The following is a 12,014-nucleotide window of genomic DNA, read 5'->3' as shown; positions in this document are numbered from 1 at the left end:
TTTCTTAGTCCTCGAATCGTGCTTGGCCACCGAGCTTCGAAACATTTTCCGTCACTTTGGTAACTGCCTCGATGGCGATTCCATCAGATGTGTCCACCTCGAAGTTGATCCTGAGGTCAAAAACATCTGCTTCTGGAGTGTCCAGGTAGCGAAGAACCGCCCGTTCGATCAACGTGATTTGTTCGCTCAGGTTTCTGGATGCGTCCAGCGGGATAAACCCGCTGACATGCGTCTTGAGTTCCTGGGGCTCGGGATCGGGTTCGAGTTCGTGGCCCTTCTCAGGCGGTGTGCTGCCTATTTTTGCCAGCCGTCGCATCTCTGCTTCCACATCCGCGGCTCGGCGGACGCTGCCAGCGTCCTGTAGCAGCGCGGTTAGGAGCCTTCTGCTGGACAGAGAGGATGAATAGTAGAAATTTGACCCGTCGCGAAACGTTTCATGGTGCTCTACTTCCTGCTCTTCGCTGAAGCTGTTTGAACGGACGGTGCGCAGCGACAGACACGGGATGCATTTGGAGCTTCGCCTGATTTTTGACTCAACTTGGTGGAGGAAGGGATACAGGGAGCTGATGGCCTCCGTTTCCGCTTCGTCATCCTTCACGTGCTCGAAGGCGCTGAAAAACTCCACCTTGACTGCCTGGAGCTTCCAGCGGTCCACGAGGGGCTCTGTGAGCTCTGGGTTTCCGGTATAGAGAACTGGGACCTTGGCGGACTTCAGAAGGAACTGATAGGTGTTCTCGTCCTCTGCAACGGTTGTGAACTCCGCCGCATATCTGGTCGTGGACCCGTCCGGTTGTTGGACCAGGAACTCCGCCGGCCGACGCAGTCCAAGTTTTGCCAGTAAGCCATATAGCTCATGAACGCGTCCGCACGGAAGCTTCTTTTCGGCCAGCGGCAAGGCGAAGCTCCAGTTGACGGTCTCGACGGTGTTCGGCAGTTCAAGTTTTTCTGCGTGCTCTGGCCCGGGATAGGGAAGGAATCCCACAGGAATCCCCTCGACGGCGCCGGCGCAGTACTTGACGTCCACCAAGTCCAGCCGGGTTTGAAGGACACCGTAGTTCCGTACCCACCAAATGTCTGGTCCGTCGATGACCTGGGCAGTCTTGTAGGCGCTGCTGAATTCCACCTTGGACTTGTACTGGCTATTAGAGAGAATCCTCTGCGTGACCTTTTCGCGTGTGCGGATGGATGCCTTGGCCAGCAGGTGGAGGCCGGCAGTGGCCATTGCCGGCCTGAAGCGAAGCGATGCTTCTGACACCGGCACGGGCGAATTTCTTGATTCCGCGGAAATCCTCGCGGCCTCGGCCGACTTCCAGAAGTCGTACGCCGGGCCATCCTTCAGGGTCGCGGGCTCCGGTAAGGTGCTTCTCAGCCCCAGGTTCTTCAAGAGATTGAGATCCTGTCGATGAAAGAGATCGTCGACGAGAAGATGTTCATCTCCGATGCTGCCCGTCGGAATCAGACCGTTTGGCAGCCACACATCAGCGGTCGGACGCCAGCGCCCGTCTTTCGACCGGACGCGGAGCCTATCGACATCAAGCCTGTCGCCGATGATGGACAGCATCTCCGGAAGTGGGAGCGCCCTGGACAGCCTCCAGAGAGAGTCGGCAGCACCGTCATCCTCGTAGTCCTTTGCCACTTGTCGGGCTATGCGATCGACTTTGCCTCTGTCATCAAGGGCTTGGAAGTCTAGCGCCCGAAGGAGAGTGCCCACATCACCGTGGTGCAGCAGCTCATAGGAAACGAGGTTATCTCCTTCGTCCTGTTCGTCTATGGGGAGAAACACTTTAGTCGTCACGGGCGGCCGCGCGCTGCCATCCCGCATGAGCACGATGCGGCTCCTGCGCATGGCGGCCTGATGGTCCGGATGACGCTTCTCTATCTCGACCGCGATGCGGAGAGCATTTTCGAAGTCATCAAGCCCCCGGCCATGTGTAACCTCCTCCAGCCATTGCTCAACTGGAGCTCTTCCCTTGTTCGCTATGCCCAAGAGCCGTCGCACCATAAGCCGGCGTTCTTTGGTTGCCGATGCTGAACGATGCAGCCACGGCCGATCAAGCCCTACCCAGCTGTCCCACATTTCCTCCAGGCGAGTCGCTTCATCCAGATCTGGCGGGAAGAACAAATCAGAGATGCCCTGAAGCTCCCCTGCCCTGTCAGGCAAACAGGGGACGGCCGAGAGCGCAACGAAGATGGGCTCATTAATGACAGAGTCAGCCCACGAAATGACCTCCCGCCCACGTGCGGGAAGGAAGTCCAGATACCCGGCCGGATCCGCCGCATCATGGAACGTGGCCAGCGCCCCCGCGACCATCATCGGAACGGCCTTCTGAAGAATTTCCTTGTTATAGAGCGTGTGAAGCATGCTGTGACGGTCTTCATTCATCTTGAAGGCCGCGTTCACAATCCCCCGCAGAGAGGTCGCGTGGCTCGTGGGAAAGTAGTTCCAAAAGGAGCCACGCGCACGGCGCGGATTGCCAGCGATGGGTACCGCCCAAGTGACTTCAACGGATTCTCGAGCTGCGATCGACCCTGCCTCCGCGGCTGCCATGAGGCTGACCTGATGCCTGTGCCGGAAGATCCGCCATTCTTCCTGCGATTCGCCGTTTTCCAGGATGACGTCGGACCCATCGCGTCGTGCGGACCACGCAGTAACAGTTCCGTCAATTCTGTTGTCGAACTCAAGGGAACCAACGTTTTGAGAGAAAAGCAGAAATTCGTGTGGGAACGCGCGCATCTCCTCGGTGAGCCACCCGGCTTGCTGGGCCAACGGGAGCTTCACCACTGTCGTAGCCCAGGACATAAGTTCGCCAAGGACAGGATCAGATTCTGCCGCTGCAGCAGGATCGACAGGGGTCGCAATCCGCAGGACTGGATACGAAACCAGTCCAGGGTACAAGGGTTCCAAGAGTTCAGTGCTCAGCCGCCTGTCCCACCCCACAGAACCGCTTCTACTAAAAATCTGGGGCGAGTCCGAAATCTGAATTACGGACTTGAACCCAAGCCCAAAGCGCCCAATCTGGTCATCCCTCTTTTCAGAAGAATGCGAGAGCATCAGCGTGCGATACCCAGCTTCTGTAAACGGGGAACCTTCATTAGCGCAGTAGAGCGCTCCTTCGGTTAGTACTATCCGCACCCGCCCATTTGGGAGATCCACAGCATCTGCGGCATTCTGAATCAGCTCATTCAGCTGTTTGCGGCCGTAGCCGCTTTGGGTGATCGCCTGTTCAATGTTGCTGTGTTCGCGGACCAAGTCTGGGCGGGCTTTGTACGCATTCAGCGCTTGGAGTGTGTCACCTGCCACAAAACGACTCAGACCACCCTCCGTGTCTGCCCAAGACTCGTATGGCAAGTTTGTTCCCCCAGGATCCGTGACAGGGCTTCCCACGAGCGGAAAACCCTGTACTTGAGCGCAAACAGCAAGTTGCTGACTGCGGACGAGCACGCCTTATTCGAGGCGCTGCAGCTTACTCTACGACGGTGAGACCTCGCGCTTCGGCAACCTCTGCATGAAACTGTGCTGCCAAGAGGTTCCCCAAGTGGCTTGCGAGCTGGACGGGTACCGCGTTACCAATCTGGCGAGCAACGGAAGTCTTTGACCCTGCCCATTTGTAGTCGTCCGGAAATCCTTGGAGCCTAGCGGCCTCAAAGTGCGTAATGGCCCGATGCACGCTCGGATTCGGGTGAAGGTACCTACCCTTTTCGGGCTTGAAGAACTCGGTCCGAATCGTCACCGAAGGCCGGTCGTTGCGGAGCCGTCCCATGACATCGCCGGACCCCGTCTTATGAGACTTCCAGCAATCAGCCAGAAGTCGTGTGGGGATGTTGAACCGATTGCCCCCACGTGGGATCTCTTTAAATCTGTCGAGCGAGAGTTGAGTGTAGTTACGGGTCACATGTAGGTCTTGCATACTATAGGGGCCCGGCATTTTTTGCCCGTTGTACTCGAAGGAGACCTGGGGGAACTGAGTCTCGACTACGTGGGCATTAATAGAGGCGAAGGCTTCTCCAACGGTCCGATGACGGCCGCTGAAAGCACCCTCTGGTTTCGGCACTTCCGGCAGCTCTCTCAGGCGGCCGATGACGATGCTCCTCACGCGCGATTGGTAGGCGCCAAAATCAGCGGCATTTAGAAGGTATGGCTGCAGAATGTACTCTTCGAGGGGCTTCCCCGGTTGAGTCCAACGTTCGAATTCTTCATACTGCGCCGACTTCAGAAACTGTCGCACGTTTTCCACGACGAAGTACTTCGGCTTCGCGGCTATTATGGTTTCCGCGTATTTCTTCCAGAGAAAATTGCGTTCGTCCAATACATCCTGCTTGCCCAGGGCCGAGAAGCCCTGGCAGGGCGGCCCCCCGATGATCACGTCGGCTTCAGGTACGCGGCCCTCTGCAAGCCAATCTTCGATCTTTCCTGCGTAGACCCGCTTAGCCTGGTGGTTAAGGGCGTATGTGGCAGCGGCCTGTTGGTCATGTTCAACTGCGACGATAGTCTTGAACTTTCCGGTGGACTCGAACCCTTCGGTCATTCCGCCAGCACCGGCAAAGAGATCAATCAGTCGTAGTGGTTTGGCCATGTCTAGGATTCTAGCCGGCTACACAGCGTAGACCGTAAACGAGCACCAACTCACCGCAGCGCGTCGGAGACGTTTCTCCCACAGGACCGGACGTAGGCGTGTCGTCGCCTTCCAATCGATTCGCCGGCATCCCCATCCGCGTCGCGGCTTTTGCGCCGCCGTCAACGCCTCACTTGACTGGTTTAGGGCCTCCGTCCACGAGAGCGTCTCAGGCTGGCGGTCGGAGGCCCGGGGCGTCGCTTGGCCGGTGGTGCTGGGCCGACAGAGGTCAAGATGTAGCTTCGAATCCAGGCCAAACGCTCTACCGATCTGATGGCAACAGGTCAGCTTCGACCGCGAGCATCCACTCCCCGTCTCCGAATCGGATCTCAAACAACAACATTCCAGTCGAGTCGGTCCCCCGTGGTTGGGCCTCAAAGTAGGGCCACCCCTCTCTCGCCTGGGCAACGGCGTCCCGTGTTTGAACAGCATGAAACCATCCCAATGGCTGGATCTGACCGTCACCCTGCACGTTTCATACCTACCTCTAGTGAGAATTACTGGCTGGCTTTATACGCCACTTCAAAGCCCTGCAGGGCTTCTCCGTTGTCGTCGAGGGGCCCACTGGCTACATCAGCAACATAGGACCGTGCAGGATAGAAGAGGCTCTGGTTGCAAGACTCCTGACGATCCCTTTCGCACCTTAGTTAGCCCTGGCCTGAGCTCCGACGCACTTCACCTGGCAACCGAACCGCGTTTTACGACCCAGAATCGATCATCCGGGTAACGAGGCCAGCTAGATCGAGATCGAAAGCGGCTGGTCGCCGGCTTCATCGCCACGAATTGTGTAAGAGTCGAAGTCGAGCCGCGTGTAAGTCCTGAGCATGCTGATCGGGACGTCATCTTCGGATTCGACGAAGTGTTTGTCAACAATGATCCCCTTCTCGTCGTTCCATAGGTCGACGATCTGGTCGGCGGCCTTGTTGGCGTCGGCCCAGGCCGAAGGGTCATTGGCCACCTCTGGGAGAATAGTGAACAGCAAGGTGACTGTATAGACCTCGTCGTCTTCGAGCTCCGCGTCCGACACATCGATGTATACCCCCGACAGGCTTGAGCCAAGCCGCTTCAGGATGATGTTGACGCGTTTTGAGGACGGCTGCCGGCGGTTGTTGAACGCATCTGGGAAGAACGGCCGGGAGTACCGGCTGCCCAACCACTGAGCGAACGTGCGGGCCGACTTCTTGTCGAGGTTTCCGGCGGGCATAACGTTCCCGAGCAGTTCCCGACTTAGGGTCAGCCGACCGATCAGGTCGGCTTCGAATGCGCGTTCAACGATGGCGACGTGCAGTTTTCTGGGGTTCGCCCCGAAGGCGTATGTGCCGTCAACTGCGTCGATTAGGCGCACGGGCACGAGGTCCACGAAAGGTTCGTTGCCCAAACTCCGGGAGACTACATCACACGGGTGAGACGCGACGAGCCATCCGTCGATGCCGTCACCATCGAGCCCGAGGCCGCGTGCGACGTCAGCGACGAGAAAAGATCCCTGCGTCCATCCGTTCGCAGTGATTGCCTCGAGTTCACTGAAGCTCATCTGATCGCTTGGGGGCCGAGGGGTCGTCCCGTCGCAACGTCAAAGTTTGACTCTGAACGTCGCGGGGTACGTGACCTGAGGTCTTCCCTGAAGCGGCTACGACGCGTGACGCTCCTCGCCGCCGTCGCCTCATCGGCCAGTGCCATCCGAATACCATCGGCGTCGAAAACCTCGGAAGACAGAAGTGCGACGAAGTCCCTCGACGGCGCTGCACCATGGAGGGAGGCGGGCCCCTGCATCCCGGGCACGAGCTTCAGCCACTCATCCGCCAGCGATGTCATAAGGCGAAGACGCTCCACATTCTCCGGGCGGAGCTCGGGATTGTCCTTCAACCACGAGTAGATCGTTGGACGCTTGACGCGCAGCACCGACGCCAGCTCGGTGACGGACAGTTGGAATGCCGACCGGATAGTATCGACGAGGTCGGAGACAGGACGACGCTCTAAGACGGGTGCCTGCGGTTCCCGGTCGAACAAGGACCATGACCTGGTCGACGACAGGTGACTGCAGTAAGCCAGCCACCGAAGAGGGTCGGATCCCGTCCCCAAGTCCGCCGAAAGCGCCTCGACCAGCTGCCGCGTGGCATTTGCCCAGCCGTCGCTTCTCTCGGCCGATGGCGTGAATGCCCACTGGGTACCGGTCCGCGGACGTTCGAGTATGGTGGTCATTTCATTCTCCCGTCTGGTCGCTTGGCACGAGTCCCCACTTCTTCAAGGCTTCCGGCCTCACGGATTTCCAAAAGGCCGCGCTGGCCGGCCCGTGCACGGACCAGAGTCGAGGCTCGATCACGTCGAAGTTGAAGGCAGTCCGGGACTCATCCGAGCTGTCAATGTCCAATATTGCATGGATACCCGGCTTGGCGGCTGCCAACTGCGGAAAGTCGGGTGTCAGCAGGTCCGGCGGGAGAATCGGGGTGTTCTCCACCTGGTTCATCCGGATTAGGAGCTGCCCGACTGCCGACCGGGCGAGGATCTGCTGGCTGGACAGCAGCGATTCCACCCCCAATTCCTCCGGACTAAACGTTGTAACGGCTTCCGTGAAGATTTCGGTGAGATCGGAGCCGACGTTCACGACGGCGTCGACATACCTCAGGCCTATCCGGTCGGCGTAGCCAGGTTGAACCTCTCGGCTCAGCACATCGACGACGAGACGTAACGCCTCCTGAAAGTCCTCGAACGTCCGGTAGTCGGTCACCTGCAACGCGATCGAGGAAGTTGTCAGGGTCATCACGCGCTTCTTGTCGGCCGAGGCGAACGACCAGCGAAGACTCGGCTGCAGCTGGACGCCTCCATCGACGCCGAACTGAATCTGCTGCTGGGTGGCGACGGAGTAGTCGGGGAAACCATTGTTGCGAAGATGGTCCTGAATTGCGGTGACGTGTTGATCAATTGCCAGCACGGGAGAGAAGCGGATTTCGCAGAGGACGAGCACTAAGGGCGAGTGCTCCAAATGGGGACGACGTGAAACGGCGACATCTGTCATGACCGCAGTTTACACACAACTTTACACTCGGAACATACTCTCAGAAGAAGGACATAGGTACGGCATGAACTGAGCTGCGTGCTCGCTGTCTCGACAACGGACGATCGTTACGAGTGGATCGAGTTCCCGTCGACCGATCCGCTGGTCTAGAGGGGTCCTCCGCCGCCCCGGACCAGCGCCGACCTTCCTAACGCGGTCAGCAGCGGCCTTTCCACGGCTGTCATTCTTTTAGCCGTCGCATATAAAGCGCCTCTGCCCGCCCGAGTGCGCCACGGACGACCGTCCGCGGTAGTCATCGCCGGGCCTACATCAAGGTGGGAAGTTTCATTTGGGCTAGCCTCGTCACGGCTTCGGGAGTCACCCGGCCCCGTTCCTTGTCCAGGGCCACCCTCAACTGCGCCGCCAAAATATTGCGGCGCACATGGAGAGCCAATTCTCTCCGAGCCTCCGGATCCCTCCGGAGCTTCCCGTCAGGCATTCTCAACGTGACGAAGGGTGACGGCAGCTTCGGGGGCGTTAGCTGTGCAAGTCGTACTACCGCCTCCGGCGTCTGACGTCCTTGGACCTCGTCGAGGGTAATCCGAAGTTGGGCCGCCCGGATTCCCCTCCGTATACGCAGAATGGTTTGCTTCCTAGACGCTCGGGCGTCCGGACCCACATCGGACATTGCCTCGCCCCTTTCAGTCCACTGCAATCATCATCTTCGAGAGCTCCACGACAGCCAAGGGCTTCGCGGCTAACGGTGTACCTATTCTGGGCTGACGGAGGCCAACGGCCGCCGTCGAGGAGCGCACAGGCCCGAACCCAGGTCCTCAGCCCCGGTCTCTCAGGGGTGAAGACCTCAGGTGTTCAGAGTTCTACCAAGTTCTAGCTGGATCTACGGTTTTTCATAGAACCAGCTAGAACTTCATAGAACTTTCCAGCTCAGTCCTCCGTCCGGCTCGAGAGGACCCAGAACGCGTTCTGAGTCCGGCCGACCGGTAGCTTCAACGCTGGGCCGCCCCCGACATCAACGCCCCCACCAACGGTCATTATGTTGTGGAGTAAAGAGGCTATTCGCATTTTCTGCGAATACATCCACTTCTGATAACGATCGCTCAGGAGCCGAGATCGGCCCTGACCAGGCGATTCGCTCGATTCGCCACGCGCAGGATCACCTCGGGCGAGGCGAACTGTTGTGGTTTCCTGTGTCGCAAAATCCGGGTCTGATCAGGCATTTTGTGTCTCATTGTTGCATTTTTTGCATTTTGACTGCAAAAATTGCAGTCGACATAGGAGGCTCCTTGGGTGATAAGTTCGGCGGTCTCGCGTTCCTCCCGCTGCCTAATCGAGAGCCGGATCGTGACGGGTTCCTGAGCGAGGTGCTCACCGGGTGGAAGCGATCGCACTCGGCGCAAAACTTCACCATGCAAACGACCAGGCGCCGGGTCGCATCTGTTATGCGCCTGGCGGACTTCTCGGGCAAGTATCCGTGGGAGTGGGCCCCCGTCGACGCGGACGAGCTGTTCGACCATCTTCGCGGTGTCGAGAACCTGGCCTTGTCCACTGTCCGGGCCTACCAGACGGACATCAAACTGTTTTGCGAGTATGCAACCAACCCTGAATACCCGTGGAACGAGAACTGCGGGCGCCTCTTCGGGACAACCTTTTCCCAGGTGATCACCGAGTTCAACAAAGCCAGGCACGTCCAGGATGCCGATATGGGTCCGGAGAAGCGTGCCTTTACTCTCGAGGAGCTGCAGGCCTTCTTCGACCTAGCCGACCTGGAAGTCGAACGGATCATAAACTCCGGACGCAAGGGCGCTCTTGCCGCGTGGCGTGACGCCGTCGCCTTCAAGACCGCCTACGGTTGGGGCCTTCGGCGCGACGAACTCCGTCACCTCGGCCTGGTCGATTTCTCCCGCAATGTCAAGGCTCCGTACTTCGGCGACTACGGCATTCTGCGCGTCCGGTTCGGGAAGTCGCAGAAGGGCTCCCCCAAGAAACAGCGGTCCGTGCTGACCCTCCTGGACTGGGCAGCCGAGGCGGTTGATGACTGGGTCAAACGCGGTCTTCCCCGCTACGGGCAGCCTGTCAGCGATCTCTTCCCGACTGGCCGCGGCGGCCTGGTTCCGGAAAAGAACCTCCGGGATCGGATGCGCGGATTCCTCGACGAACTCGGCTTTCCGCCGGGGCTCGACCTTCACTCCCTGCGACGGTCCTATGTCACGCACATGCAGACCGAGTACGGCTATGACACCAAGTTCATCTCGATGCAGGTTGGCCACGAGCACACAGCGACGACCACGATCTACACACTTCCCTCCCCCGACTTCGCCGCGCGCGAACTGGAACGCGTGCTCAACACAACCCTCCTGGCCAGCAACAGCAAGCTGCTGACCAAACCCACAACGCCTTCCGGAAAGGCATCACGATGAACCGTCAAATCGACTACCAGTTCCGCGTCAAGGAGCTGATGGCACGCGCCGGGATGCGCAACAGCCGCGATCTGGTCGCTCCGCTTCGGGAGCGTGGCATCACGCTCTCCGAGTCGCAGATCTACCGACTCGTCGGACAGAACCCGGACCGGATCGCCTTCCAGGTCTTGGCAGCACTTTGCGACATCTTCAAGGTCGAAGCCAACGAAATCTTTACCTACACAGGAACGGAAACCCGCACCCAGCGCCGTCGGACCGCCGTCGGCGACGGCACGGATGTCCCCCTGATGGAGGCCTACCGCCCGGTCCGCGCCCGCATTACCCGTCCCGATGAGCAGTGAGTTCAAGCCGCGCGGTCGTCCCCGATCAAACAGGACGAGCGAGGGTTGCGACCGCTGCGGGAGAACCACCGGAAAGATCCGGGTCCGCTGGCCAGACGGACGGATCTGCGGAATATGCTTCACGAACGCAACCCACCGATACGGTCAATGCCCGCTCTGCGGTGCCGACAGAATGCTGCCAGGTCGAACGGATGCGGGCGACGACATCTGTCGCGAATGCGCCGGCATCACGACGGACCTCACCTGTGACAACTGCGGCCGCGAGGCCGAGCGCTTCCGCGGGGGTCACTGCATCACCTGCGTTCTCGCCAACGATCTGACGGAGCTTCTGAGGCCGAATGACCCACCCGACCTGCGGCTCAAACGCCTTATCAAGGTATTGACCGGGGCCACGCGGCCGGAGAGCATCTACACCTGGCTGCGCAGCAACGGTGGCCGGTCCGCCGGGCTGCTCAAACGGATCGGTGACAGGGAGATCGAGCTCTCCCACCGGGCTTTCGACGAACTGCCCAAGACGCCGGCGGTCGAGCACGTCCGCGCGATCCTCACTCATAACCGGATCCTGCCCGCACAGGAAGACCGGCAGCTGGCCATGTTCGAGCAGTGGCTGGAAGAACGCCTCGACCAGCTCTCCTCGACGCCGGAAATCCACGCCCCCATCGAGCGTTTCGCCCGCTGGCATCACCTCAAGAGACTTCGGGCGGAGTCATCCGCGACGAAGAACATGAACTATGCCGTGCGCTCGGCCAAGCAGGAGATCACAGAGGCCGGAAAGTTCCTCCGCTGGCTCCTCGATGAGCACCGCCGGACAGCAGCTTCCTTCCGCCAGATACATATCGACGAATACCTCTCCGAGGGCACCTCAACCCGTCGACATATCCGGAACTTCATCCAATACCTCAAGCGGGAAACGCCGGGGAAGGACATCCAGGTCGCTGCGCGGCTGGCCAGGACGACGCCCGTCCTCAGCCAGCAGGAACGCCTGGACCTTGTCCGCAAGCTCATCGAGGCCGACAACGTCGCCTTGTCGATCCGCATCGCGGGGCTGATCTTCCTGCTCTATGGCATCCCCATCGGCAGGATCGCCATGCTCACCATCGACGACGTCGAAGTGACCGGCAAAGGCATGTTCCTCAGTCTCGGCCGGTATCCGGCACCTATTCCCGAGCTGCTGGCACCCATGTTCTGGGCCCACCTCCAGGACCGCGCCGGCCAACAGACAGTCAACCGCGATACACGCTGGCTCTTCCCGGGCGTCCGCGCAGGAGCACCCCGATCCCCCAACACCCACCTCCTGAAGCTGCGCGGGATGGGCGTCAACATCCAAGGCATCCGCAACACCACCCTGCAGAGCCTGGTCAAAGAAATTGACGCCACGTCACTTGCCCGCATGCTCGGATACAGCAAGCAGACTCTGTCCCGCCACGCGGGAGCCGCCGGCGCACCCATGTCGAGCTACGTTGTCGGCAAGAACCCCCGCTTCGCCGAAGAGCGCAGTCGCGACCAAACTGCGAACAAAACCCAGTGACAAAGCACCAGAGGGTATGACGGCGAGCATCATCGATAGAGACCCTCAGCTCGCCCACGGAGCGAGGAATAAACCCCAAAGCGATAACCCGCTTATCCAGTT

At 59.6% G+C, this 12,014-nt stretch carries 8 protein-coding genes; 3 read left to right on the top strand and 5 right to left on the bottom strand.

Going from position 1 to position 12,014, the window contains the following annotated elements:
• Positions 1-4: 4 nt before the first annotated feature.
• The 5 genes from K789_RS0111565 to K789_RS0111540 all read right to left on the bottom strand — a co-directional run bounded on the left by K789_RS0111565 (position 5) and on the right by K789_RS0111540 (position 7,626).
• Positions 5-3,301 (bottom strand): sacsin N-terminal ATP-binding-like domain-containing protein, encoded by a 3,297-nt coding sequence (locus tag K789_RS0111565; protein WP_128081614.1) that lies wholly within the window; start codon positions 3,299-3,301, stop codon positions 5-7.
• A 163-nt stretch (positions 3,302-3,464) separates the two neighbouring features.
• Positions 3,465-4,574, bottom strand: coding sequence for a DNA cytosine methyltransferase (locus K789_RS0111560; RefSeq protein ID WP_024366900.1), 1,110 nt, complete (start codon positions 4,572-4,574; stop codon positions 3,465-3,467).
• A gap of 775 nt (positions 4,575-5,349) precedes the next feature.
• Positions 5,350-6,144, bottom strand: a complete 795-nt coding sequence (locus K789_RS0111550) for a hypothetical protein (protein ID WP_024366898.1) — start codon at positions 6,142-6,144, stop codon at positions 5,350-5,352.
• Positions 6,141-6,812: a hypothetical protein gene (locus K789_RS0111545; RefSeq protein WP_024366897.1), complete on the bottom strand. Its 672-nt coding sequence runs from the start codon at positions 6,810-6,812 to the stop codon at positions 6,141-6,143. The genes K789_RS0111550 and K789_RS0111545 overlap by 4 nt, the downstream gene beginning before the upstream one ends.
• 1 nt (position 6,813) lies before the next feature.
• On the bottom strand, positions 6,814-7,626 hold the full coding sequence (locus K789_RS0111540) for a TIGR04255 family protein (protein WP_084507474.1): 813 nt from the start codon (positions 7,624-7,626) through the stop codon (positions 6,814-6,816).
• A 1,283-nt stretch (positions 7,627-8,909) separates the two neighbouring features.
• Here K789_RS0111540 and K789_RS0111530 point away from each other — a divergent pair.
• The 3 genes from K789_RS0111530 (at position 8,910) to K789_RS0111520 (ending at position 11,912) form a co-directional block, all read left to right on the top strand.
• Positions 8,910-10,043, top strand: a complete 1,134-nt coding sequence (locus tag K789_RS0111530) for a tyrosine-type recombinase/integrase (protein ID WP_024366784.1) — start codon at positions 8,910-8,912, stop codon at positions 10,041-10,043.
• Complete coding sequence (locus K789_RS0111525) at positions 10,040-10,384, top strand: helix-turn-helix domain-containing protein (protein ID WP_024366785.1); 345 nt, start codon at positions 10,040-10,042, stop codon at positions 10,382-10,384. The genes K789_RS0111530 and K789_RS0111525 overlap by 4 nt, the downstream gene beginning before the upstream one ends.
• A 172-nt stretch (positions 10,385-10,556) precedes the next feature.
• Entirely contained in the window at positions 10,557-11,912 is a 1,356-nt protein-coding gene (locus K789_RS0111520; RefSeq protein WP_024366786.1) for a hypothetical protein, read from the top strand.
• Positions 11,913-12,014: the final 102 nt, after the last annotated feature.

Source organism: Arthrobacter sp. TB 26 (assembly GCF_000427315.1).
Lineage (GTDB): Bacteria > Actinomycetota > Actinomycetes > Actinomycetales > Micrococcaceae > Arthrobacter.
Note: the sequence above shows the minus strand (reverse complement) of the source record. Positions and strands in the feature narration are given on the sequence as shown.